This is a genomic window from Roseomonas sp. WA12 (genome assembly GCF_054165765.1).
Genome location: NZ_CM135108.1, coordinates 656,649 through 680,000, shown reverse-complemented (window position 1 = coordinate 680,000; position 23,352 = coordinate 656,649). Strand labels below are relative to the sequence as shown.

At 71.6% G+C, this 23,352-nt stretch carries 20 protein-coding genes and 1 pseudogene (1 of these 21 cut by a window edge); 11 read left to right on the top strand and 10 right to left on the bottom strand.

What is annotated here, in order from left to right:
• The 4 genes from ACVBD7_RS03375 to hemC all read right to left on the bottom strand — a co-directional run.
• Positions 1-533: the beginning of a heme biosynthesis HemY N-terminal domain-containing protein gene (locus ACVBD7_RS03375; RefSeq protein ID WP_458096102.1), read on the bottom strand. Its footprint begins 760 nt before the window's first position; only the first 533 of its 1,293 coding nucleotides appear in the window; it begins with the start codon at positions 531-533; its stop codon lies off the left edge, out of view.
• Positions 533-2,152: a mitofilin family membrane protein gene (locus ACVBD7_RS03370; protein WP_458096101.1), complete on the bottom strand. Its 1,620-nt coding sequence runs from the start codon at positions 2,150-2,152 to the stop codon at positions 533-535. The genes ACVBD7_RS03375 and ACVBD7_RS03370 overlap by 1 nt, the downstream gene beginning before the upstream one ends.
• 10 nt (positions 2,153-2,162) lie before the next feature.
• On the bottom strand, positions 2,163-2,921 hold the full coding sequence (locus ACVBD7_RS03365; protein WP_458096100.1) for a uroporphyrinogen-III synthase: 759 nt from the start codon (positions 2,919-2,921) through the stop codon (positions 2,163-2,165).
• 61 nt (positions 2,922-2,982) lie between these two features.
• Positions 2,983-4,011, bottom strand: a complete 1,029-nt coding sequence (hemC, locus tag ACVBD7_RS03360) for a hydroxymethylbilane synthase (RefSeq protein WP_458096099.1) — start codon at positions 4,009-4,011, stop codon at positions 2,983-2,985.
• A 47-nt stretch (positions 4,012-4,058) separates the two neighbouring features.
• Between hemC and tsaD the strand changes: the two genes are divergently transcribed.
• From tsaD to ACVBD7_RS03345, 3 genes are read left to right on the top strand one after another with little or no spacing between them, the layout of a single operon-like run.
• Positions 4,059-5,081: a tRNA (adenosine(37)-N6)-threonylcarbamoyltransferase complex transferase subunit TsaD gene (tsaD, locus tag ACVBD7_RS03355; protein WP_458096098.1), complete on the top strand. Its 1,023-nt coding sequence runs from the start codon at positions 4,059-4,061 to the stop codon at positions 5,079-5,081.
• Positions 5,082-5,096: 15 nt separating this feature from the next.
• Positions 5,097-5,921 (top strand): 23S rRNA (adenine(2030)-N(6))-methyltransferase RlmJ, encoded by an 825-nt coding sequence (locus ACVBD7_RS03350; protein ID WP_458096097.1) that lies wholly within the window; start codon positions 5,097-5,099, stop codon positions 5,919-5,921.
• The gene (locus ACVBD7_RS03345) at positions 5,918-6,910 is read left to right on the top strand and encodes an NAD(P)H-dependent glycerol-3-phosphate dehydrogenase (RefSeq protein WP_458096096.1); all 993 of its coding nucleotides are present in this window, start codon (positions 5,918-5,920) and stop codon (positions 6,908-6,910) included. The genes ACVBD7_RS03350 and ACVBD7_RS03345 overlap by 4 nt, the downstream gene beginning before the upstream one ends.
• On the opposite strand, the gene ACVBD7_RS03340 is transcribed toward ACVBD7_RS03345, so the two are convergent.
• The 4 genes and pseudogenes from ACVBD7_RS03340 to ccmA form a co-directional block, all read right to left on the bottom strand.
• Complete coding sequence (locus tag ACVBD7_RS03340) at positions 6,882-8,018, bottom strand: alginate lyase family protein (protein ID WP_458096095.1); 1,137 nt, start codon at positions 8,016-8,018, stop codon at positions 6,882-6,884. The two genes, ACVBD7_RS03345 and ACVBD7_RS03340, sit on opposite strands and share 29 nt — an antisense overlap.
• A 432-nt stretch (positions 8,019-8,450) precedes the next feature.
• Positions 8,451-8,882 carry a hypothetical protein gene (locus ACVBD7_RS03335; RefSeq protein ID WP_458096094.1) on the bottom strand — a complete coding sequence of 144 codons (432 nt, stop codon included), beginning with the start codon at positions 8,880-8,882 and terminating at the stop codon, positions 8,451-8,453.
• Positions 8,883-8,913: 31 nt separating this feature from the next.
• Positions 8,914-9,564, bottom strand: coding sequence for a heme exporter protein CcmB (gene ccmB / locus ACVBD7_RS03330; protein WP_458096093.1), 651 nt, complete (start codon positions 9,562-9,564; stop codon positions 8,914-8,916).
• A pseudogene (gene ccmA / locus ACVBD7_RS03325) lies at positions 9,561-10,160 on the bottom strand (heme ABC exporter ATP-binding protein CcmA); the annotation flags it as partial. The pseudogene ccmA and the gene ccmB, both read right to left, overlap by 4 nt.
• 104 nt (positions 10,161-10,264) lie before the next feature.
• Here ccmA and acnA point away from each other — a divergent pair.
• The 3 genes from acnA (at position 10,265) to ACVBD7_RS03310 (ending at position 14,808) form a co-directional block, all read left to right on the top strand.
• Positions 10,265-12,970 carry an aconitate hydratase AcnA gene (gene acnA / locus ACVBD7_RS03320; RefSeq protein ID WP_458096092.1) on the top strand — a complete coding sequence of 902 codons (2,706 nt, stop codon included), beginning with the start codon at positions 10,265-10,267 and terminating at the stop codon, positions 12,968-12,970.
• A 156-nt stretch (positions 12,971-13,126) separates the two neighbouring features.
• Positions 13,127-14,050 carry a diacylglycerol/lipid kinase family protein gene (locus tag ACVBD7_RS03315; protein ID WP_458096091.1) on the top strand — a complete coding sequence of 308 codons (924 nt, stop codon included), beginning with the start codon at positions 13,127-13,129 and terminating at the stop codon, positions 14,048-14,050.
• Entirely contained in the window at positions 14,047-14,808 is a 762-nt protein-coding gene (locus tag ACVBD7_RS03310) for a metallophosphoesterase family protein (protein ID WP_458096090.1), read from the top strand. Before ACVBD7_RS03315 ends, ACVBD7_RS03310 begins: the two co-directional genes overlap by 4 nt.
• A 25-nt stretch (positions 14,809-14,833) precedes the next feature.
• Here the strand turns inward: ACVBD7_RS03310 and ACVBD7_RS03305 are convergent, their stop codons facing one another.
• A complete protein-coding gene (locus ACVBD7_RS03305) occupies positions 14,834-16,051 on the bottom strand; it encodes an MFS transporter (protein ID WP_458096089.1) in 1,218 nt (405 codons plus the stop codon).
• A 109-nt stretch (positions 16,052-16,160) separates the two neighbouring features.
• On the opposite strand from ACVBD7_RS03305, the gene ACVBD7_RS03300 reads away from it, so the two are divergent.
• The 4 genes from ACVBD7_RS03300 (at position 16,161) to ACVBD7_RS03285 (ending at position 21,240) form a co-directional block, all read left to right on the top strand.
• Positions 16,161-19,142: a helicase-related protein gene (locus ACVBD7_RS03300; RefSeq protein ID WP_458096088.1), complete on the top strand. Its 2,982-nt coding sequence runs from the start codon at positions 16,161-16,163 to the stop codon at positions 19,140-19,142.
• A gap of 10 nt (positions 19,143-19,152) precedes the next feature.
• Complete coding sequence (locus tag ACVBD7_RS03295; RefSeq protein ID WP_458096087.1) at positions 19,153-19,470, top strand: RNA-binding S4 domain-containing protein; 318 nt, start codon at positions 19,153-19,155, stop codon at positions 19,468-19,470.
• 200 nt (positions 19,471-19,670) lie between these two features.
• A complete protein-coding gene (gene fdxA, locus ACVBD7_RS03290) occupies positions 19,671-20,003 on the top strand; it encodes a ferredoxin FdxA (RefSeq protein WP_458097627.1) in 333 nt (110 codons plus the stop codon).
• A gap of 277 nt (positions 20,004-20,280) precedes the next feature.
• A complete protein-coding gene (locus ACVBD7_RS03285) occupies positions 20,281-21,240 on the top strand; it encodes a CarD family transcriptional regulator (protein ID WP_458096086.1) in 960 nt (319 codons plus the stop codon).
• Between the two features lie 146 nt (positions 21,241-21,386).
• Here ACVBD7_RS03285 and ACVBD7_RS03280 read toward each other — a convergent pair whose 3' ends face one another.
• The gene (locus ACVBD7_RS03280) at positions 21,387-22,184 is read right to left on the bottom strand and encodes a Bax inhibitor-1/YccA family protein (RefSeq protein ID WP_458096085.1); all 798 of its coding nucleotides are present in this window, start codon (positions 22,182-22,184) and stop codon (positions 21,387-21,389) included.
• A gap of 355 nt (positions 22,185-22,539) precedes the next feature.
• Between ACVBD7_RS03280 and ACVBD7_RS03275 the strand changes: the two genes are divergently transcribed.
• On the top strand, positions 22,540-23,337 hold the full coding sequence (locus ACVBD7_RS03275; RefSeq protein ID WP_458096084.1) for an EAL domain-containing protein: 798 nt from the start codon (positions 22,540-22,542) through the stop codon (positions 23,335-23,337).
• The last annotated feature ends 15 nt before the right edge of the window (positions 23,338-23,352 follow it).

Here is a 23,352-nt window from a genome sequence, read left to right as displayed (position 1 = left end):
GCTTCACGCGCTAGTCGCTGAGCCGCTGGCCAGTCCTCGCGCTGCATGGCATCGCGCAGCAGCCCGCGAAGGCCCAGGAACTTGCCGTCATCCCGCTGGGACAGCAGCCGGAAGGCCTCGTTGGCGGCCTCGTTCCGCCCGGCCATGCGTTCGGCCTCGGCGGTCAGCAGCAGGGTGTGGGGCGTGTCGCCCAGCAGCCCCCTGGCGCGGCGGATCTCCAGCCGCGCCTGGTCCGGCGTGCCAGCCGCCAGCGCCACCAGCGCCCGCGTCACGGCCGCATCGCCATCCCGTCGATGCCGCGCCTCGCGCCGGGCGCGCATCCGCGCCGGCCAGCCACGCAGCGACTTCCAACCCGAAAGCAGCCCGTGCAGCACCACGAAGCCCACCACCAGCGTCAGCAACCCCAGCCACACCGGAATCCCGATGAAGGTGTTGCCGACAGTGATCTCAACCGCCCCGCCCATCTGGCGGAGGAACAGCGCCGCCCAGACCCCGAGGCCGAGGAGGATCAGCAGCCATATTGCGCGAAGCATCAGTTGCTCCCCGCGGCCGGGGCGCCGAGGTCACGCAGCGCCGCGCGCGCCTCCACGAGGTCCCGCGCCTGCCCGATCCAGCCGGCCATGGCATTGCGGGAGGGCTCGGGCAGTTTCTCCAGCCGCTCCACTGCACCTGGCAGGTCACCGGCATCCAGCGAGCGGCGAACGCGCTCCAGCTCGCCCGACACGGCGTCGCCGACTACCACCTGTTCGCCGCGCCGCACCGTCACCAGACCTTGCAACCGCGCCAACGCGGAATCGCCGACCGATTGCCCCTGCGGCTCGGCCGCCGCGCGCGCGGCACGCGCCGCATCCTCGAAGGAGAGCCGCAATGCCGCCTCGGTCGGAGGTGCCGCCTCACGGTAGCGCGCCAGGGCCACGGGCGGGTTCCCGCCCAGCGCGGCGAGCGCCTGGCCGAGCGGGCGCCCGGATTCCAGCGCCGTCTGGATCGTCCCACGCGCGGCCAGCACGCTCAGCCGGCGCTCGGCCGCCTCGGCCTGGGCCAGTCGCCGCTCGAACCCCTGCACGCGCTCGTCCAACTGAGCCTCCTGCCGCGCCACTCGCTCACTCATCGCCGCCTCAGCTCGGGACAGCCGCTCGTCCAACCCGCGCCCGGCGGCGTCCAGCCGCTGGTTCATGGCCTGGCCCGCTGCCTCCACGCGCTGATTCAGCGCGGCATCCAGCGCGGCCAAGCGCGGGGCGAAGGCCTGCTCCGCCGCCGTCACCCGCCCGGCCAGGGACTGCTCGGCGGCAGCCAGACGGTTGGCCAGCGTCGCTTCGGCCTGGGCGATCCGCGCCTCGCCCCGGCGGCCTTCCTCGGCCAATCGCGCCTCAAGCGCCGCCGCTCGCTCATCCTGTCGCCGTAAGCTCTCGGCCGCGGCAGTCCGTGCCTGATCGAGGGCGCCAGTCACGGTCGCCAACCCGGCGCGCGCCTCGGGATCCACCATGGGCCGCGCCGCGAGTTCGCGGACCGTCGTATCCGCCGCATCCAGCCGGCGCTCGGCGGCTGCCGCCCGTTCGGCCAAGCCGGCGGCGGAAGGCCGGGCCTCCAGTGCCGCAATCCGCGAATCGATGGAGGCCATGCGCGACGCCTCGGCCTGCTGCGCGACCGCGGGAGCCTCCGGGGTCTGGCGCGGGCTCGAGAGAAGGAAGGCGACCGCGCCCACCAGCACCACGGATGCGGCGGCAATCGGCAGGATGGCCGGCTCGAAGCGCCGCCCCGCAGCACTCAATCCAGCGGGCGGTGGCGGGGCCTGACCCTCGCTGCCACGCCCCTGCCGCTCCGCCTCGGCCGCCGAAGGCCCGGGCGGCGGCACGGATGCGCTACCCGAGGCTGAGGACGAAGCGCTCGACGCGGCGGTGGGGCTGTTGCCGGGCGTCATGGCGGAACTGGCCTCGCCCATGGCGGTCGTCTCGCCGGCCCCGGCATGGTTCAGCTCGGCCGCGGAGAGGACCGGCGCGCTGGCGGCCGTCGTTGCGTCCCGCGGCCCCTGACCGGCAGCGCCCGTCCTGGCTGCCGTTCCGCCCGACGGCGCGGAGCCCCCCATTGCGCCGGACGGTGCTGGGCGGCCCTTGGAACGGGGCCCGTTCGGGGGCGTCTTCGGCGTGTCGCTCATGTGGTCGGGATCATCCTTCTGGTCGGACGGGAGAGGCCAGCGGAAGGGCCGTGGAAAGAGGAGCGCGGCCAAGCAACTCCAGCAATGCGTCCTGATCCGGTCGCGGCGCCACGTCCAGTCCCCCCCATGGGGGGCCCGCCAGGGCACGGGCCACGCGGCCGCTCAACGCCACGGCGCGGATGCCAGTTGCCGCGTCCCACAAACCAGCTGCGCGCAGCAGGGCCAGGAAGGAGACGGCGCTGCGGGGAGAGAGGAACAAGGCGGCCCGCACGGACCCGCCAGCCAGCGCGGCGCACGCGGCAGCAGGCAAGGCTTCGGCCTCCCGCGCCTCATAGGCCTCGCGCCGGATTACCGAGAAGCCGCGGGCGGCGAGATCGGCGGCCAGCTCGTCGCCATAGCCCCGCCCGGACGCGAGCAGCAGCGGCCCCGCCGCCGGATCCAGCCGCGCCGATGCCATCGCCGCCAGGGAGACGGCGTCGCCCTCGGCCGCGGCAACCTTCTGGAAACCCGCCGACCTGGCGGCTTCTGCCGTCCCCTCCCCCACTGCCAGCATGGGAAGGTCCGCCGGAACCGTCCCCGCCATCGCGAAGACGGCGGCTGCGCTCGGCAACAGTGCCGCCTGCGAGCCCGGCGCCGATCGGATCGAAAGGGGAGTAAGGATCAGGGCGGGCGCCAGCACCGGCGTCCAGCCCAGCGCCGAAACGCGCTCGGCCGTGCGGGCACCGCCCGGCTCCGGACGGGTGATCAGGCAGCCCGGGGCCCCTACCAACCCGGTCCCGCTCTCCGATGCCCGATCCTGCCCGGTCGGCCCGCAGGGGCCCGAACCAGGCTCAGCCAAAGATGTCCGCCGGGCTGTCCGCGCGAAGGCTGCGGCCCAGCTCCTGCCCGAGAGCCTCGGCCTCCGCCACCGCCCCGTGGAGCCCACGCTTCAGCAGGAACGACCCGTCCGGCCGCGCCACCAGCCCCGTCAGATGCAGCCGCCCGTCCGGCAAAAGCCGCGCATGGCCGCCGATCGGTGTGCGGCAGGAGCCATCCAGCGAGGCCAGCAGCGCCCGCTCGGCCCGGGAGACGGCGCGCGCCTCCCGGTCCTCGATCCCGCCCAGCAGCTCGAGCAACTCCTCGTCCTCGGCCCGCACAGTCACGCCGATGATGCCCTGGCCTGCCGCCGGCACCATCGCCTCGGGGTCCAGGACCATCATGCCTGGAGGGCTGAGATCCATGCGCTTCAGCCCGGCCAGGGCGAGCATCGTCGCATCCGCCTCGCCGTCGGCCAGCTTGCGCAACCGCGTCTGCACATTGCCGCGGATCATGCCGACCTGCAGGTCCGGCCGCGCGTGCAGCAGCTGCGCCTGGCGGCGAAGGCTGGCGGTGCCCAGGCGGATCCCGGCCGGGATGCTCCCGATGGGGTCGGCCGGATCCAGCGCGCCCATGCCGGGCCCAGGGATCAACACGTCCCGGCTGTCCTCCCGCTGCAGGGTGCAGGCGAGCACAACCCCGGGCGGCATCTCGGTCTCAAGATCCTTGAGGCTGTGGACGGCGAAATCGATCCGCCGGTCCAGCAGCGCCTCATGGATCTCCTTGGCGAACAGTCCCTTCCCGCCCAGATCCGCCAGCCGCCGGTCCTGGATCCGGTCGCCCGTGGTCTGGATCACATGCTCCTCGAAGGCGCCGGCATTCCGCAGCACCGGGCAGAAATGCAGCACGATCTGAAGGAAGCAGCGGGTCTGCCACACCGCGAGCGGCGACCCCCGGGTCCCGACACGGAGCGGCAGCGATCGCATATGCGGCCGCACCCGCGGGGTCTCCGCAGGCCTGTCGCCGGCTGGGCCAGTTGCCGGGATGGGGTGGGCAGAAAGCATGGCGGCGTCTTAGAACCGCCACGCAAATCCGGAAAGGCATGAGGCGCATGGACCTGAAAGGTCCGGTCCTGGGCATCGAGAGCAGCTGCGACGAGACGGCCGCCGCCATCCTGGCGCCGGACGGCACGATCCTCGCCGAATCCGTCCTCAGCCAGACCGAAGACCACGCCCGCTTCGGCGGCGTGGTGCCGGAGCTTGCGGCGCGCTCCCACCTCGCCCACCTGCCTGGGCTGGTCGCGGGCGTTCTGGCCCAGGCCGGCATCGCGCCCGCGGCGCTGGGCGGCGTGGCGGCCACCTCCGGCCCCGGGCTGATCGGCGGGCTGATCGTCGGCTCCGGCTACGGCAAGGGCATGGCCATGGCGCACCACCTGCCCTTCGTGGCGGTGAACCACCTGGAAGCCCACGCGCTCACCCCCCGACTGCCCGGCCTGCTGCCGGGCGGCGCCGCTTTTCCCTATCTCCTGCTCCTTCTCTCCGGCGGCCACTGCCAGTGCGTGGCGGTGGAGGGGCTGGGCCACTACCGCCGCCTCGGCACAACACTGGACGACGCGGTGGGAGAGGCCTTCGACAAATCCGCCAAGCTCCTCGGCCTACCCTGGCCCGGCGGCCCGCATCTGGAGCGCCTCGCCGGGGGCGGCGACGCGGCGAAGGTCCCCCTCCCCCGCCCGCTGTTCGGCCGGGCAGGCTGCGACTTCTCCTTCTCCGGCCTGAAGACCGCCGTGGCTCAGGCCGTCGCGAAGGGCCATGTCCATGCCGATATCGCGGCCAGCTTCCAGGCCTCCGTCGCCGCAGTGGTGGCCGACCGCGCCCGCCATGCCCTGGCCATGGCGCCCGGGATGACCGCCCTGGTCGTCTCCGGCGGCGTGGCAGCCAATTCCGGCATCCGCGCCGCCCTGGCGAAGGTGGCGGAGGGAGCGGGCCTCCCCCTCGTCGCACCGCCCATCCGCCTGTGCACGGACAATGCGGTCATGGTCGCCTGGGCCGGGATCGAGCGCCTCCGCGCCGGCCTCACCGACCCCTGGGACCACGCGCCTCGCCCACGCTGGCCCCTGGACGAGATGACGGCCTGACATGAACGAGCCGCCATGAATTACAGGCACGCCTTCCACGCCGCGAATTTCGCGGACTGCATGAAGCACGCCCTGGTCCATGCCCTCGTCACGGCCCTGGCCCGGAAGGCGACTCCGTTCCGCGTGCTCGACACCCATGCAGGCATCGGCCTCTACGACCTGCGATCGGAGGAAGCCCGCCGCACCGGCGAGTGGCGGGACGGGATCGGCCGGCTGGAAACCCTGCAGGACGGTCCCCTGCTTCCCTGGCTGGAGCTGGTCCGCTCCTTTCCCCGCGGAACCTACCCCGGCAGCCCTGCCCTGATCCGCGCGATGCTGCGGCCGCAGGACCATCTTGCCCTGTGCGAATTGCACCCGGAGGACGCCGCCACACTCCGCACTGCCTTCAAGGGAGATCCCCAGGTCTCCGTCCACAAAAGGGACGCCTACGAGGCCCTCTCCGCCCTCACACCCTTCCCCGAGCGCCGCGGCCTCGTCCTGCTGGACCCCCCCTTTGAGATCGAGGGCGAGTTCGTTCGCCTTGCCGCCGGCATGGCCGCCCTCTCCCGCCGCTTCCGCCCGGCGATCCAGGCGGCCTGGTACCCGATCAAGCACCGCGCCCCCGTCCGCGCCTTCCGCGATGCCCTGGTCGCCTCCGGGCTGCGGGACGTGATCGGCTGCGAGCTGCGCCTGCGCGAGCCAACCGACCCCACCCGGCTGAACGGCTGCGGCCTGGTGGTGGTGAACCCGCCCTTCGGCTTCGCCGAGACAGCCCGCGCCCTCCTGGCCGCCCTCTCAGCGCGCCTGGACGACGGCGAGGCGGGCGGTGGCTGGGACGTCGCGGAGATCGTGCCGGAATGAGCGGAATGGAGCCGGGAAAGGTCGCCGTCATCGGCGCGGGCGCCTGGGGCACCGCGCTGGCCGTCCATGCCCTGCGCGCGGGCGGCGCGGTTACGCTCTGGGCCAGGGATCCGGACCGTGCCGAGGCCATGCAAGCCACGCGCGTGAACGCCCGTCACCTGCCGGACACTCCCCTGCCCCATCCCTTGCAGATCACCGCGGATGCTGCCGCCGCGTTGGATGGCGCGCGCTTCGTCATCCTCGCCGTGCCCACCCAGCACCTCCGCGCCGTGCTGGCCGGCTTGCCGTCCCTGCCGCCCGCGGTCCTCGTGGCCAAGGGCGTGGAAGCCGGCACGCTTCGCCTCCCGCTGGAAATCCTGGCGGCGACCCATCCCGGCCTGCCCGCCGCCCTGCTCTCCGGCCCCAACTTCGCCCATGAGGTCGCGGCCGGCCTTCCCGCGGCCGCCACCCTCGCCAGCACGGATGCCGCGCTGCGCGACGCTGCGATCGACCGCCTCTCCTCCCCCGCCTTCCGCCTCTATGGCGGAGAGGACCCGCTCGGCGTGGGGATCGCGGGGGCGGCCAAGAACGTCGCGGCCATCGCGGCGGGAGCGGCGATCGGCGCCGGGCTGGGCGAGAACGCCCGTGCCGCCATCGTCACCCGCGCCCTGGCCGAGATCGCCCGGCTGGCCGTGGCGCTGGGCGGCAAGGCCGACACGGTCGCCGGCCTCTCCGGCTTAGGCGACCTGATGCTCACCTGCTCGGGCGGTTCCAGCCGCAACTTCACCCTGGGGCTTGCCCTCGGCCGCGGCGAGCGTGCGGAGGACGTGCTGGCCGCCCGCAACTCGGTCGCCGAGGGTGCGGCCACCGCTCCCGCCCTCCTCGCCCGCGCGGCTCAGGCCGGGGTGGAAATGCCGGTCTGCGCGGCGGTGGCGGGGGTGCTGACCGGCGCGCTTTCGGTGACGGACGCCGTGGAACAGCTCATGGGGCGGCCTCGGCGGGCGGAGTGACGGGGGTGGTGGAGGCTCCCGGCGGCCGTTCGCCGCTTTCGCGCACGGGAAGCCACCAGCCCGTGACCTCGCCGCCCAGGAACGGGTCGGCATAGGGGCGAAAGGGCGCGAGCGCCGCGTCCAGAGCCGGATCCGGCATGGAGGCTGCCAGAATGTCCAGCCCCGCCGCCTGGGAGAGCGGCACCTTCCCCTGTTCCAGCCAAGGATCGACCTGAGCCGCCCCGGCCAGGCCCTCCATCCGCGAAGGATCCTGCGCCGCCGCCAGGGAGAGATCTCGCAGCCGGCCGAGCGCCGCCCGATGTGCTTCGGACAGCTCGATCCCGTTCGCCGCGGCCAGCCGTTCCAGCGCGGCCACAGCTTCCAGTGCAAACAGGTGATAGTGCAGCGCCATCGCGCCCCGCCGCAGCTCCTGCGGCAGCGCCCCGCGCTCATTCACTTGGGAGAGTTGCTCCCGGAGCTGCTCCACTCCCCATTCTAGCAGCCCGCGATCCCCCGCGGCCACCCCGGCCGCCGCCCCAGCCAGCCCGGCCCAGGCCGCCTGGTTGTTGCGCACGTCGCTGATCAGCGCCTCCGACCGCCGCTCGTGCCGTGGCCGGATGTCGCGCGCCACCGCCGCCAGCCAGCGCCCGACCCGCCGGAGCCGCGGAGCTTCCAGCCCCGCCGCGTCCCGCAGGGCCAGGAAGGACAGGGAGGCACCCGCTACGATCCAGGCCCGGTGGTAATTGCCCTGCAGGTTAAAGGCGCCGAGCAGCGCATCGTTCCGCGCCCAATGGTCCAGCGTGGCCAGGGCACAGGCCGCGGCGCCCGCGTCGCCGCGGCGGTGCCGGGCGAGGTCGCGCTGCACCGCCGCAAGCCACTCCCGCAGTGGGCGGGAGGCCGCCTGGTCAGCCGCGAACTGCACCGGATCAGGGCGCGAAAAGGCTCGGTCCGCGAAATAGCCGAATCCCTCAAGGTTCCGAACCGGGGTCAGGCGCGGCCCGCAGGGCCCGGCGTCGCCCGAGGCGGCCGGCGCCGGCCGGAACGGCCCCACCAGGGGACGCAATTCCTCCAGCGGCGGCTCCCGCCCGACATTCGGCACCGCCGCAGCAGCCGGCGCCGGGATAGGCAATGGAATCGCTGCGGCTGGGGCTGCCGTCCGAGGTGGGGCAATGGGTGCGGACGGCCTGCGCGGGGCCGCAGCCGCCGGTGCAGTCCGCCCGGCGGCTCTGGCGGCCGCACCCTCCCGGCCGCGCCGGGCCGCGGCCTGCCCGGTGTCGCGTCCGGCGGCCGGAGCGCGCCCGCGCTCCCCAGCGCGAGCGGCGGAAGGCGCTGCCTGACGGGGCTGGGCTGCCCCGCGCGCCGGCGGTTTCGGGGTGGCCGCACCAGCCGGCCTCGATGCCGCCGGCCGTGTGACAGGTGAGGAGGGCCGCTCGCGCACCCCGGCGGATTGCGCGAGGGCCGGGCCGGTCAGCAAGGGCAGGAGAAGAAGCGCGGCAAGTCGGGCGGGAGGCAGTCGCATGCAGCCATTCTGCACCGCCGGGCTCCTGACGTCAGGTCCGGCTCAGCCTTCGGCCGGCCGCGCGGCATCCGCGAAGAGCGGCAGTTCCCCGCCCTCGCCCTGCCGGCGCCGTGCCCGGGCTGCCTCGGCACCGCGATGGCGCAGCAGCTCGTCCAGCAGCCGGTCCATGGTCTGCCAGAGTGGCTCGTTCCCCTGTCGCTCCTTCATGACGAGCGCATGGGCGGCCAGTGTCACGTTCAGCGTACCCCGTGTCGTCTCCGGCCGCGGCATGCGCATCTGGACGAGGGCCTTCTCCACCTCCTCCAGCGGTGCGCCGATGGCCTCGGCGATCTGCGCGGGCTCATGCCCAAGGCGGCGCAGGCGCCGCGCCTCCTCGCGCTGACGCGGCGACAGGCCGATGGCCGGCCGCAGCGCGACCGTCCTGCGCGACATTTCGCCCGAGCCGGAGCCGGGCGGCTTTCCCTTGAAGGCCATCTCTAACTAACGCGCCAAACCGGCATGTGATTCAACCCTCCCGCAGCGCCGCCCCGGCCGCCAGCGGCGCCAGTGGCATGGCAGCGGCCAAGAAGGCCCCCAGCAGAAGAAGAAAGGGCCGCGCCTCGCCGCCCCCTGCCCCGGCCTCGATGGCGCCGGCGGCGAAGATCACCACCGGCACCGCCAGCGGCAGCACCAGTAGCGGAAGCAGCACGCCGCCCCGCCGGGCGCCAAGGGTGAGCGCCGCACCGAGCGTGCCGAGCAGCGACAGCACGGCCGAGGCCAGCGCCAGCGCCAGCACCGCCACGCCCCAGCCCTCAACCGGCAGCGCCAGCAGCGCTGCAGCGATCGGCGTGGCCAGCAGCAGCGGCGGGCCCGTCACTGCCCAGTGCGCCGCCGCCTTCGCCGCCGCCAGCCCCGCCGGCGGCAGCCCCGTGGTGAGCAGCAGATCCAGTGACCCGTCCTCCGCCTCCCCGGCGAACAGGCGGTCGAGCGGGAGCAGCGCGGCCAGCAGCGCCGCCGTCACCAGCGCACCCGGCGCCAGCCGCGCCAGCGCCTCGGGCGAGGGCCCGACGCCGAAGGGGAACAGCGCGCAGACGATGACGAAGAACAGCACTGCCGCCAGGGCCTCCGCCGGGTGACGAAGGGCTAGCCGCAGCTCCCGCAGAAACACCGGGATCACAGCGCCACCTCCCGCGCGCCCGGCAGCGGCAGCGGCAGATGGGTCGCCGCCAGCACGATCCCGCCCCGCGCCCGGTGCGCCGCCAGCACGCCACCCAGCCGCGCGACCGAGGCGGCATCGAGCCCCAGGGTCGGCTCGTCCAGCAGCCAGAGCGGCGCGTCGCCCAGCGTCAGCCGGGCCAGCGCCAGTCGCCGCCGCTGCCCGGCGGAAAGCGTGCGGCAGGGTAGGCCGGCAAGGTTTGAGAGCCCCATCCTCGCCAGCGCCGCCTCCGGGTCACCCCCGCGCAGCCGCGCCCAGAAGGCTAGGTCCTCCCGCGGGGTCAGCGCCGGCTTGATCGCGTCCTGATGGCCGAGGAGACGCGTGCGGGCGCCATGGGCGGCGGCGTCCAGCCCCACGTCCTCGCCTTCCCACGAGACGCGCCCGGCCGCCGGCCGGAGCAGCCCTGCGAGCACGCGAAGCAGCGTCGATTTTCCCGCCCCGTTCGGCCCGAGAAGTAGCAGCGCCTCCCCCGGCGCCGCGGCGAAGGACAGGCCTGCGAACACCACTCGCCCGCCGCGCCGAGCGGCCAGATCATCCGCCGCCAGCGCGCCTGCCATACCGCTTCGTCATGCCCCCGGAACCGGCCTCGCCCCTGGACCGGAAACCCCCGCCATGCTTCAAGCTGCCAGGAAATTCAAGCACGCGCGGGGAATTGCGACGCATGAGCAAGAACGGCCAGGATACCCTCAAGACCAAGCGCACGCTGTCGGTCGACGGGAAGACCTACCACTACTTCTCCATCCCTGAAGCGGCGAAGGCCCTGGGCACCGATCTCGCCCGGCTTCCGAACAGCCTGAAGGTGCTGCTGGAGAACATCCTGCGCTCCGAGAACGGCACCTCCTACAAGGTGGATGACGCCAAGGCCGTCGCTGGCTGGCTCGAGAAGGGCCAGTCCGACCGCGAGGTGCCCTTCCGCCCGGCGCGCATCCTTATGCAGGACTTCACCGGCGTCCCCGCGGTGGTCGACCTCGCCGCCATGCGCGACGGCATGCTCAAGCTCGGTGGCGACCCGCAGAAGGTGAACCCGCTGGTTCCCGTCGACCTCGTGATCGACCACTCCGTGATGGTGGACGTCTCCGGCACCGCCGATGCGCTGAAGAAGAACGTCGACCTCGAATACGAGCGCAACAACGAGCGCTACGAGTTCCTGCGCTGGGGCTCGGCCGCCTTCGACAACTTCCGCGTCGTTCCGCCCGGCACCGGCATCTGCCACCAGGTGAACCTGGAATACCTCGCCCAGGTGGTGTGGACGAACACCGATGCCGGCGATGAGTACGCCTACCCCGACAGCTGCTACGGCACCGACAGCCACACGACGATGGTGAACGGCCTCGGCGTGCTCGGCTGGGGCGTGGGCGGCATCGAGGCCGAGGCCGCGATGCTCGGCCAGCCGATCGCAATGCTCATCCCCGACGTCATCGGCTTCAAGCTGGTCGGCAAGCTCAAGGAAGGCGTGACGGCGACCGACCTCGTGCTCACCGTCACCCAGATGCTCCGCAAGAAGGGCGTGGTCGGCAAGTTCGTCGAGTTCTACGGCCAGGGCCTCACCTCCCTCCCCGTCGCCGACCGCGCCACCATCGGCAACATGGCGCCCGAATACGGCGCCACCTGCGGCTTCTTCCCGGTGGACGAGGCGACGCTCGGCTATCTCCGCCTCTCCGGGCGCGAGGAGCACCGCATTGCCCTGGTCAAGGCCTTCGCCCAGGCCCAGGGCATGTGGCGCGACGACTCCACGCCCGACCCGGTCTTCACCGACACGCTGGAGCTCGACCTCTCGACGGTCGTGCCCTCCATGGCCGGCCCGAAGCGCCCGCAGGACAAGGTGGTGCTGACCGAGATCGCCACCTCCTTCGGCAAGGAACTGCCGAACCTCTCCGTGTCGGGCGCGCCGCCTGCCGGCACCCGCGTGGCGGTCGAGGGCGCGAACTACGACCTCGGGCACGGGGACGTGGTGATTGCCGCGATCACCTCCTGCACCAACACCTCCAATCCCTATGTGCTGGTGGCCGCCGGCCTCGTGGCGCAGAAGGCGCGCGCCCGCGGCCTCTCGCCGAAGCCCTGGGTGAAGACCTCGCTGGCCCCCGGCTCGCAGGTCGTCACCGACTACCTGAACGCCTCCGGGCTGCAGGCCGAGCTGGACGCGATGGGCTTCCAGACCGTCGGCTACGGCTGCACCACCTGCATCGGCAACTCCGGGCCGCTGGCAGACCCGATCGTGGACGCCATCGAGAACGAGAAGCTCGTCGTCGCCTCCGTCCTCTCGGGCAACCGCAACTTCGAGGGCCGCGTGCACCCGAATGTGCGCGCCAACTACCTGGCCTCCCCGCCCCTCGTGGTCGCCTACGCGCTGGCCGGCACCATCACCAAGGACATCACGACCGAGCCGCTGGGCACGGGCAGCGACGGCCAGCCTGTCTATCTGCGCGACGTGTGGCCCGACCAGTCCGAGATCAACGAGGTGGTGCATCGCGTGCTGACGCGTGAGATGTTCCAGTCCCGCTACGCCGACGTCTTCAAGGGCGACGAGCACTGGCAGGGCATCCAGGTCGAGACGGGCACGGACACCTATCGCTGGAACTCCGGCTCCACCTACGTCCAGAATCCGCCCTATTTCGAGGGCATGACGGCCGACCCCGCGCCCGTCGCCTCGGTGCAGGGCGCGCGCGTCCTGGCCGAGCTGTCGGACAGCATCACCACGGACCACATCTCGCCCGCGGGCTCGATCAAGAAGGCTTCGCCCGCCGGCGAGTACCTGCTCGAGCACCAGGTCCGGCAGAACGACTTCAACTCCTACGGCGCCCGCCGCGGGAACCATGAGGTCATGATGCGCGGCACCTTCGCCAACATCCGCATCAAGAACGAGCTGGTCCCGGGCATCGAGGGCGGCATCACCAAGCACTACCCCTCCGAGCAGGTGATGCCGATCTACGACGCGGCCATGAAGTACAAGGCCGAGGGCGTTCCGCTGGTGATCTTCGGCGGCAAGGAATACGGCACCGGCTCCTCCCGCGACTGGGCGGCAAAGGGCACGATGCTGCTGGGCGTGAAGGCCGTGATCGCCGAGAGCTTCGAGCGCATCCACCGCTCCAACCTGGTGGGCATGGGCGTACTGCCGCTGGTCTTCAAGCCGGGCGAGGATCGCAAGACCCTCAACATCACCGGCGAGGAGACCATCGACATCCTCGGCCTGGAGGACCTCAAGGCCCGGATGCTGCTGGACATCGTCATCCACCGCCCGGACGGCACCGAGACCCGCACCCAGGTCCAGTGCCGCGTCGATACGGCCGACGAGGTCGAGTACTACAAGCAGGGCGGCATTCTTCACTACGTGCTGCGCAGCATGGCGGGCGTGAAGGTCGCGGCCTGATCTCCTCCGCCTTTGGGCGACATGAAAGGGCGCGGGCCGAAAGGTCCGCGCCCTTTCCATATCCGCCTATCCTTCTTCGAGGGGCCGCAACTTGCCCTCTCGCCCCTGCGTTCGCCCGCCGGGATTGGGGAATGGTTTTCAAATGATAGACGCCCGATGACGCGGGCCGTCCTGGTGCTGAATGAGCGTGCCGGCACCCTGGCCGGGCGGCCGGAGCTGCCCGACCTCGTGTTCGCAGCCCTGCGCCGCGCCGGCTTCGACCTCACCATTATCGGGGAGGACGCGGCTCCCGACATGGGCGGCCGCGTCGAGGCCGCGATCGCGACCGACGTGAACACAGTCATCGTCGGTGGCGGCGATGGCACGATCCGCGGCGTCGCAGCCCGCCTGGCCGATACCGGCCGCGTGCTGGGCGTGCTGCCCCTCGGCACCCTTAACCTTCTCGCCCGCGATCTCGGCATCCCGCTGGATCCGCTGGAGGCCGCGGAGGCGCTCGGCCGCGCGGCGCCGCGCGCCATCGATGTCGCGGAGGTGAATGGCCAGACCTTCCTCTGCCAATCCGTGCTCGGCCTGACCAACACCATCGGCCGCACCCGCCAGCGCTTCCGCCGCAAGGGCGGGTTCTACGCCGTCGTCCGCGTGGTAGCGGTCGTCATCCGTGCCCTGCTGCGGCAGCGCCCCATGCGGCTGATGGTCAATGCGCCCGGCTGGCAGAAGCCCTGGCGGCTCTGGACGCGAGCGATGTCCATCGTGAACAACGGCTACGCGGAGGGGACCGGCCTGATGTTCCACCGCTCCCGCCTCGATGGCGGGACGCTGCATCTCTATGTCAGCCGGAACTTCTCCATCGGCTGGTCGGCGAAAATGCTGATCGCCATGGCCCTGGGCATGTGGAAGCGCTCCAGCGACATTCACATCCTCACCAGCCCCGCTTTCTCCATCCACTCCCGCCGCCGCAGCCTTGTGGTGATGAATGATGGCGAAGGCTCGGTGCTCTCCACGCCGCTGCAGTACACGCTGCGCCCGCGCGCCCTGCTGGTCCTCGCGCCACCCTCCGCCACGGCGGACGCCACGGCGTGAGGGTGATCGACCACATCTCCGACCTGCATTTCTGCCGGATCGACACCCGCGCGGCGGATGCCCTGCTGGCACGGCTGAACGCCGACCCTGCCCATCTCATCGCCGTCTCCGGCGACCTGACGATGCGCGCCCGCCGCAACGAGTACCGCGCGGCCCGCACCTTCCTCGACGCGCTGCGCGCCCCCTGGATTGCCGTGCCGGGCAACCACGACATCACTGCCTACTACCCCTGGGAGCGTTTTCTCGACCCCTTCGGCCGCTGGGAGGCCCTCGTCTCCCCCGAGACCGAGCCGATGTTCGAGGATGAGGAAATTCAGGTGGTCGGCCTCAACACCGTCTCGCGCGGTGGCCTTCACCTGCAGTGGGAGAACGGCAAGGTCCCCCGCGCCGGCCTTTTACGCGTGCTGCGCCGCCTGCGCCGGCTGCCGGAAGGCCCCTTCCGCATCGTCGTCGCCCACCACCCCTTCCTCGCCCCGCCCGAGCAGCCCGATACGCCCATCGTCGCCCGCGGCGAGCGCGCGCTGCGCGACCTGGCACGCGCGGGCGTACGGCTGGTCCTCTCCGGCCATCTTCATGTCGGCTACCACAACACCCACGCCATCACCGCCGAGGAAGGCGACCGCCTGACCATCCTCCAGGCCGGCTCCGCCACCTCCACCCGCCTGCGGGGCGAGCCGAACGCCTACAACCGCGTGGTGGTGGATAATGGTCGTGCCCGCTGGACCGCGCATCACTGGGACGGCGAGGCCTGGCACTGAGAGGCGGTGGTCTGGCGCCTGGGGCCTAGCGCCCCTGCCGCCACCGCCAGGCAACCGGCACCGCCATCGCGCAAAGCACTGCCATGGCCAGGAAGGCCCCTCCGCCGTACCGGGCATAGAGCCAGCCCGCCGTCAGCATCGAGAGCGCCTGCGCTCCCGTCATCCCGATTGCCGCGTGCAGGCTCTGCGCCGCCAGCGCCTCCCCCGGGGGCGGGTTGGCCGAGAGCCAGCGCATCGCGCCCATATACTGCGCCCCGAAGCTGAGCGCGTGCAGCGCCTGGAGGGGCACCAGCGCCCAGAGCTCCGTCGTCGTGGCCAGCGCCAGCCAGCGCAGCAGCCCCGCCCCAGCTGCCATCAGCATCAGCGCCCGCGGCGACAGCCGCCCGAGCAGCGGGCGCGCCCAGAAGAACAGCAGCACCTCCGCCAGCACGCCCTCGGCCCAGAGCAGCCCGATCACCTCGGCCGAATGCCCGGCGCGTGACCAGTGGATCGAGGAAAAACCGTAAAGCGCGGCGTGGGAGCCCTGGACTAGTCCTGTGATCGCCACCAGCCGCCCGAAGCCGGGCCGCCGGAGCAGATGCAGCGGAAATGCCCCGCGCAGCCCCCGCAGCCCGCCGACAGCCACCGGCGAGACCCCGTCGCGCCGCGTCGCGGCCGGCAGCGCCCAGCCCGCCAGCGCCATGGCCGAGTAGGACGCCGCCAGGAGCCAGGGCACCGCCGCATAGCTGCCCCAGGCCGCCATCCCACCCGCCCCGATCGCGCCCAGGATAAAGGCGGCCGACCCCGCCGCGCGCAGCCGGCCGAAATCCGCCCCGGCCCGCCGCGTGGCCGCCAGTGCCATCGCCTCCCCCACCGGAGAAAGCGGCGCCATGGCGGCGGCGAACAGGAGTTGCGCCCCGAGCACCGCCCAGAACCCTTCGGCCGGCAGGAAAAACGGAGCCGCGAGAGCCGTCGCCGCTGCGCAGGGGATCAGCACCAGCCGCCCATCGCCCAGCCGGTCCGCCAGACGCCCCATGGCGGGGCCGACAAGGAAGCGGATCAGCGAGCCTGCGAACAGGATTTGCGCCACACCCTCCGCACCCAGTCCTTTCCCTGCCAGAAAGGGCGGCAGGAAAGGCATGGCGACGCCCACCCCGAGAAAGCTGGCCGCCATCAGGAAAGCGAAGCGCGCCAGGCCTGAGGACGCAGCCGGGGAAGGGCCGCGCGGCGAGACGGTCGGCGGAGCGTCGTGAGGCGGCGTCATGGATCGCCTCCAACCTCCCCCCGGCCGGTGCGCTTGCCAAGCCGTCCTTGCCAATTCGGGTCCGGAGCGCCACACCTCCCCGCAGATGAGCCCCATCTCAGAACGCCAAATGTTTCCCTCGCGGGTGAAGGCCGTCCTCGGCCCCACCAACACCGGGAAGACGCATCTGGCCATCACACGTCTGCTGGCCCATTCCAGCGGCATTATCGGCTTCCCGCTGCGCCTTCTGGCCCGCGAGAACTACGACCGCATGGTCGCCGCCAAAGGCGAGCGCAACGTCGCGCTCATCACCGGCGAGGAGAAGATCATCCCCCCCGGGGCGAAGTGGTTCGCTTGCACGGTCGAGGCCATGCCGCTCGACCGCCGGGCCGAATTCGTGGCCGTAGACGAGATCCAGCTCTGCGCCGACGCGGATCGCGGCCATGTGTTCACCGATCGACTGCTGAACGCTCGCGGCCTTGTCGAGACCATGTTCCTTGGCGCGGAGACGATCCGCCCCCTCCTCCAGCGCCTGATCCCCCAGGCCGAGATCGAGAGCCGCCCTCGCCTTTCCCAGCTCACCTATGCCGGCCCCGCGCGCCTGACACGGCTGCCGCCGCGCAGCGCCGTCGTCGCCTTCTCGGCCGGTGAGGTCTACGCCATTGCCGAAGCCATCCGGCGCCGCCGCGGTGGATGTGCGGTGGTGATGGGCCGCCTCTCGCCCCGCACGCGCAACGCCCAGGTAGCGCTCTACCAGAACCGCGAAGTGGACTTCCTGGTGGCGACGGACGCCATCGGCATGGGCCTGAACATGGATGTGGACCATGTCGCCTTCGCCGGACTGCAGAAGTTCGACGGCCATCGCCCCCGCCTCCTCACCCCGCAGGAAGCCGCCCAGATCGCCGGCCGTGCCGGCCGCGGCATGCGGGATGGCACCTTCGGTGTGACAGCCGAGTGCCCGCCGCTGGCCGACGACTTCGTCAACAAAATTGAGGGCCATCATTTCGAGCCTTTGACGACGCTGGCCTGGCGCAACAGCGACCTCGACATGACGAGCATCGACGCGCTGCTCGACAGCCTCGCCCGCCCCCCGCCCTTCCAGGGCCTGGCCCGCGGCAACGATGCCACCGACCACATCACGCTTGAGCACCTCTCCCGCGACGTGGACATCCGTCGCCTGGCCGGAGGCCGCGCCCGGCTGCGGCTGCTGTGGGAAGCCTGCCAGATTCCGGACTTCCGGAAGCTGGCGGATGAGAGCCACACACGATTCTGCTCGCGCGTCTTCCGGCATCTCGCCGAGGATGGCACCCTGCCGACGGACTGGGCCGCCTCCCAGATCACCTATCTCGACAACACCGAGGGCGATCTCGACACGCTGATGGCCCGGCTTGCCGGCATCCGCACCTGGACCTATGTCGCCGCCCGCTCCGACTGGCTGAAGGACGCTACCGCCATGCAGGAGGCCGCCCGCGCCGCCGAGGACCATGTCTCCGACGCGCTGCACGAACGCCTGACCGCCCGCTTCGTGGACCGCCGCGCGGCCCATCTCATCCGCAAGCTCGACGAGGGGGAGGAGAACCTTCTCTCGGCGGTCGCGCGGAACGGAGAGGTCGTGGTGGAAGGTCATCCCGTCGGCCATGTGAAGGGCTTCGTCTTCGAGACCGCGGCGGATGCCGAGGACGAGGAGGAGCGCCGCGTGATGCTGCGCGCCGCCCGCCGCGCGCTCCGCGAGGAGATGCCCCGCCGCGTCGCCGCCCTCGAGACCGCGCCGGACGAGGCTTTCGGCCTGACCAAGTTCCAGCGCATCACCTGGAAGTCGGACGGCGACGACGAGGCGCATGAGGTCGCCAAGATCAAGCCCGGGAACACGCCCGAGAAGCCGGTGATCGAGCCCATCGATTCCGAGTTCGTCGACGGCGCCGAGCGCGAGCGCATCCGCACCAAGCTCGCCATCTGGTTCGACGCCCTGGTCGCCCGCGACTTCGCCCCCCTGATCGAGGCCGAGGTCAAGGCCGCCGAGGATGCCGAGCTGCGCGGCCACCTGTTCCGGCTGCGCGAGTTCCTGGGCCTGCTACCCGGCGGCACCGAGCGCGAGATCACGCCGGAGATCCGGGCCAAGCTGAAGGCCATCGGCGTTCGCGCCGGCCGCTTCGCTCTCTACATCCCTGAGATGCTGAAGCCCCGGCCGATGAAGCTGCGCGCGCAGCTCTGGGCGCTGAAGGCCAATTCGGCAGTGCCGGAGCTGCCCGGCGGCGGCCTTGTCTCCATCGTGCCGCCCCGCGAGTGGCCGCGCGGCTTCGCGGAGACCATGGGCTGGGTCAAGGCTGGCCCCGCCCTGGTCCGCCTGGACGTCGCCGAACGCATCGCCGGCGAGTTGGGCCATCTGACCCGCCGCGCCCCTGCCGCCCTGCCGGTGGATGTCGCCAGCCGCCTCGGCGCCAAGGCCGATACGCTGCCGGCCGTGCTGAATGCGCTCGGCTTCCGCCTCGTCTCTCCCGAGCCGCTGGCCGAGGACGCCTTCGGCCCGCCGGCGCCGCAACTCGTCGCCGCCCGGCGCGAGGATGCCCATCGTGGCCGCGGCGGGCAGGAGCGCCGCGAAGGACGTGGGGATAAGAACCGCGGCGAGCGACGCCCCGATCGCCGCGGCGGCCGAGACGGCGCGCCGCCCCAAGCCCGGGCGGCCGATGCTGTCCCGAGCGAGGCTGGAGCAGCGCCGGATGGTGCCGCAGCCCCCACCGAGGCTGGCACCGTGCCCGCGGAAACCAACCCCGACGCGCCGCGCGAGGCCCGCGGCCCGCGTGGCCCGCGTCGTGACGACCGTCAGGCCCGCCAGGGTGGCCCCGATCGCGGCGGCAACCGCTCCGGGGAACGCCAGGGCGAGAGGCAGGGCGAGCGCCAAGGCAACCGCGGCGACGATCGTGGCCCCCGCAGCGGCCCGCGCCCTGATGGCGGCCGCGGCCCGGGCGGCAACTACGGCAACGGGCCGCGCCGCGACCGGCGCGATGACGGCCCCGCGACCCCTCGCACTGTCTTCGAGCCGAGCCGCGGCAAGGGCGCCGACCCCGACAGCCCCTTCGCGGTGCTGGCGAGGCTGAAGCTCGGGAAGTCCTGACCCCAGGCCGATGCCGGAGTCCGAGGATCGCGACTGGCAGCGGCTGGACAAGTGGCTCTGGTGCGCGCGCCTGTCCAAGACCCGCTCGGCCTGCACCGCGCTGGTCGAGCGCGGTGCCGTGCGCCTGAACCGGCAGCCGGTGGACAAGGCCCATGCCCGGCTACGGCCCGGCGACGTGCTCACCCTTGCCGTCGGCGGGCCGGAGCGCGGGGCGGTGAAGGTCTGGCGCGTCGTCGCGCTGGCCGCGAGGCGCGGGCCGCCGGCAGAGGCGCGCGCGCTCTACGAGGACCTGGACGCGCCACCACCCGGAAATCCTGCTGAGGGTTGAGGCGGTCTCCCCAGGGAGACGAGGTGCCCCGAGGGATCGCCTGAGCAGCGCGGAACCCTCGCAATAGCGCCCGCGAAAGGCCCGAACGCGCCCGGCGCGACCCTGACCGCTCAAACGGCGGCTTGCATGCTGCGCCTGCTCGGTCCATCTGGCGCGGGTCGGGGGTCTCTCTGCCCCGCGGGCCGTGAAGGGGCGTGAACGTGACCTACGTCGTCACCGAGAACTGCATTCGCTGCAAGTACATGGACTGCGTCGAGGTCTGTCCGGTGGACTGCTTCTACGTCGGCGCCAACATGCTGGTGATCCACCCGGACGAGTGCATTGACTGCGGCGTCTGCGAGCCCGAATGCCCGGCCGAAGCCATCCTTCCCGACAGCGACGACCGCGCGACCGACTGGGCCGAGCTGAACCGCGTCTACTCCGCGCAATGGCCGAACATGTCCCGCAAGGGCGAGCCGCCGGCCGATGCGAAGGAGTGGGACGGCAAGCCCGACAAGAAGGCGCTGTTCGACCCCGCACCCGGCGAAGCCTGAACGCCGCACAACCCGGTCAACCCGCGCCCGTCCGCTGCGTTGCCCCGTGATCGTGCCTGACGGCGCGGGATCGGCGGGCCAAGGGTGGGCCGGCGTGACGGAATCGGGTTTTCGTGATAGGCTTTTGCCTGAAACGCAAATGCCGTCCCGTCAGGCCAGTATGGCCTCAGGCTGGGCTGGCCGCGCCGCATGAGTTGAACGGCCCTGCCCCAGCAGGGCCTGGCGCCGCGCCACCGATCCTTCTGGGCCGGTCGGCGCGACAGGGATCGCGGAGAGCATGATGAAGGCACCCGCCGGGAGCAAGGCCCCCAGCAAGACGAGCGGCAAGGCCGAGGAGCCGAAGCCCGCGACGAAGGCCGCCGCCAAGCCCATCGCCACTTCACGCAAGACCGAACCAGCGAACCCGCCCGAGAGCGCCCAGGCGCCCGTGGCCGAGGCCCTGAAGGCCGCCGCCAAGGTGCCCGCGAAGAGCGAGGCGCCTGCCGCTACGCCGAAGCCCGCCGCCCCGGCCAAGCCCGCGCCCCTGAAGGCCGCCGCGGCCCGCACCTCGTCTCCCGCCAAGTCCGAGCCGGCACCCAAGCCCGAGCTCGTTGCAGAGCGCCCCGCCACACCGCCTGGTCTGGCCGAGGCACAGGCGCCTGCCCCCACAATGCCCGCACAAGCGCCCGAACCTGTCATCCAGGCTCCCATCCGTCCCGCACCGCCTCCCAAGCCCCTCGGCAATGCCGGGAAGGACTTCAAGGCGGGCGATTTCGTCGTCTACCCCACCCATGGCGTCGGCCAGGTACAGGGCATCGAGGAGGTCCCCGTCGCGGGGCAGACCCTCAAGGTGATCGTCGTCACCTTCGAGGAGAACCGCATGACCCTGAAAGTGCCGATGGCCAAGGCGGCGTCCTCGGGCCTGCGCAAGCTCGCCTCGGATAAGGCAATGGGCGAGGCGATGGACACGCTGCGCGGCCGCGCCCGGATCAAGCGCACGATGTGGTCGCGGCGCGCCCAGGAATACGAGCAGAAGATCAACTCCGGCGACCCGATCGCCATCGCCGAGGTTGTGCGCGACCTGCACCGCAACGCTGGCCAACCCGACCAGTCCTTCTCCGAGCGCCAGATCTACGAGCTGGCGCTGGACCGGCTGGCGGCCGAGGTTGGCGCACTCGACCGCACGGACAAGGCGGCCGCGACGCAGAAGCTTCTCGACACGCTGAAGACCGCCGACAAGGGCGAGAAGGAAAAGTAGAGGCCCACGCCCCGTATAAGCCCGGCCCCGAAAGGGTGCCGGGCTTTTTCGTGCCTGCATCTTCGGCCCGCTGCGCCGAAACGGGGGACAAAGAAAAACCCCAGGGATCGCTCCCCGGGGTTCCGCCGATCAGGCGTAGTGCCTGCTTATTCGGACTGGTTCCGCACACCCATGAACTGCAGCAGCAGCTGGAAGAGGTTCACGAAGTTCAGGTACAGGCCCAGCGCATCGAAGACCGAGCGCTTGGCCGCCTCATCGGAACCCTCCGCATAGGCGTACTCGACGTAGTCGTTCTTGATACGCTGCGTGTCATAGGCGGTCAGGCCGGTGAAGATCACCACGCCCAGCACGCTGATGGCGAACTGCAGGGCCGAGCTGCCGACGAAGGCATTCACCAGGCCGGCGATGACGATGCCGATCAGGCCCATCATCAGGAAGCCGCCCATCCGGGTCAGGTCGGCATTCGTGGTGTAGCCGTAGAGGCTGACGGCCGCGAACATGCCGGCGGTGACGAGGAAGGTGCTGGCGATCGAGGTGCCCACATACACGACGAACAGGTTCGCCATGCTGGCGCCCATCGCCACGCAGAAGGCCCAGAACAGCGCCTGTGTCGCGCCCTTGGACAGCTTGTTGATGCCGAAGGACAGCACCATGACGAAGGCGAGCGGCGCGAAAATCGCTGCGAAGCCGAGGATGGTGGGCTGCGTCGCCAGGCCGCGCGGGGTGCGCACGACGGTGAAGAACAGCTCCGCCAGCTGGGTGTTGGCGATCAGATACGAGGTGATGGCGGTCAGCGCGAGGCCGGAGGCCATCCAGTTATAGACGCGCAGCATGTAGGCGCGCAGGCCGGCATCGAGCGTCGCGGCGTCGGTGGCGGCGCGGCCCATCGGCTGCGTCCAGGCGGACTGGCCGCGCTGGAGACGATTGTCGGGACCGAAGGCCATGTGTCTCAGAACTCCCTCCGGGGACGGCACCCGCCATCCCCCGTGCGACGATATATGGACTTCTTGTAATCCATATCAAGCGGCCTTCTCGCGTCAGCCCCTTGGGGGCGGCGAAGATTCCGCGATCGTTGCGGCGTAGGCGCTCCTTCACCCACCTGCAAGCCGCCCACGGCCTTTTCCCTACCCTCCCGCTGTGCCGAGCACGCACGCCCTGGCAACCGCGGGCCTCTAAAGAGCAGGTGCAGGATCTTCCCGGGCCGGCATTCAGAACTCTGAAGCCCTTCGCAGGTTAGAGTAAGGCGAAGCCCATCACGGGACCGCCGCGGCCATCCCTGGCCGGAAAAGGAGTTTGCTCATGGCAGCGTCGAGTCCCGGATGCCCGGGATGCCGTGAGAGCCGGCTGGACTTCCCTTTCACCATGGCGTTCCAGCCCGTCGTGGATATCCAGCTGCACCGGATCGAAGCGCATGAGGCGCTGGTGCGTGGCCCCGCCGGCGAGGGTGCGGGAAGCATCCTTGCCCTCCTGAACGACAACAACCGCTACGCCTTTGACCAGGCCTGCCGCGTGCGGGCGATCGAAATGGCTGCCCGGCTCGGCCTTGAGGGCAACCTCAACATCAACTTCCTGCCCAACGCCGTCTACGAGCCCCGCGCCTGCATCCGCGCGACCCTCGACGCCGCTGCCCGCACAGGCTTTCCGCTGAACCGCCTGACCTTCGAGTTCACCGAGAATGAGAGGAGCCCGGACGAAGGGCACATCCTCCGCATCATCCAGGAATACCGCCGCCACGGCTTCCGCATCGCGCTGGACGACTTCGCCACCGGCTATTCCGGCCTCTCGCGCCTTGCCAACCTCAAGCCCGACATCATCAAGATCGACCGAGCCCTGGCGCAGGATTGCGACCAAGACCAGATGCGCCTTGCCATCCTGGCGAGCCTCGTGCGGCTCGGTGCCGAGATCGGCATCAAGGTCGTGGTCGAAGGGGTGGAGCGGATCGGCGAGTTGGAAGCGTTGCGCGAGGTCGGCGTCCGCTACATGCAGGGCTTCTTCTTCGCCCGGCCGATTTTCGAAGGAATCGCCACCGAGGCCACGATCAACTGGCCCGGCCCCGTCCCGCTCCGCTCAGGCATGCCTGAGCTGGTGCGGGCCTGAGCCGGGCCCAGAGAA

Coding starts and splice junctions, on each gene's coding strand:
- ACVBD7_RS03370 (WP_458096101.1), bottom strand. CDS start 2,152: ATGAGCGACACGCCGAAGACGCCCCCGAACGGGCCCCGTTCCAAGGGC.
- hemC (WP_458096099.1), bottom strand. CDS start 4,011: ATGCTTTCTGCCCACCCCATCCCGGCAACTGGCCCAGCCGGCGACAGG.
- tsaD (WP_458096098.1), top strand. CDS start 4,059: ATGGACCTGAAAGGTCCGGTCCTGGGCATCGAGAGCAGCTGCGACGAG.
- ACVBD7_RS03350 (WP_458096097.1), top strand. CDS start 5,097: ATGAATTACAGGCACGCCTTCCACGCCGCGAATTTCGCGGACTGCATG.
- ACVBD7_RS03345 (WP_458096096.1), top strand. CDS start 5,918: ATGAGCGGAATGGAGCCGGGAAAGGTCGCCGTCATCGGCGCGGGCGCC.
- ACVBD7_RS03335 (WP_458096094.1), bottom strand. CDS start 8,882: ATGGCCTTCAAGGGAAAGCCGCCCGGCTCCGGCTCGGGCGAAATGTCG.
- acnA (WP_458096092.1), top strand. CDS start 10,265: ATGAGCAAGAACGGCCAGGATACCCTCAAGACCAAGCGCACGCTGTCG.
- ACVBD7_RS03315 (WP_458096091.1), top strand. CDS start 13,127: ATGACGCGGGCCGTCCTGGTGCTGAATGAGCGTGCCGGCACCCTGGCC.
- ACVBD7_RS03305 (WP_458096089.1), bottom strand. CDS start 16,051: ATGACGCCGCCTCACGACGCTCCGCCGACCGTCTCGCCGCGCGGCCCT.
- ACVBD7_RS03300 (WP_458096088.1), top strand. CDS start 16,161: ATGTTTCCCTCGCGGGTGAAGGCCGTCCTCGGCCCCACCAACACCGGG.
- ACVBD7_RS03295 (WP_458096087.1), top strand. CDS start 19,153: ATGCCGGAGTCCGAGGATCGCGACTGGCAGCGGCTGGACAAGTGGCTC.
- ACVBD7_RS03285 (WP_458096086.1), top strand. CDS start 20,281: ATGATGAAGGCACCCGCCGGGAGCAAGGCCCCCAGCAAGACGAGCGGC.
- ACVBD7_RS03280 (WP_458096085.1), bottom strand. CDS start 22,184: ATGGCCTTCGGTCCCGACAATCGTCTCCAGCGCGGCCAGTCCGCCTGG.
- ACVBD7_RS03275 (WP_458096084.1), top strand. CDS start 22,540: ATGGCAGCGTCGAGTCCCGGATGCCCGGGATGCCGTGAGAGCCGGCTG.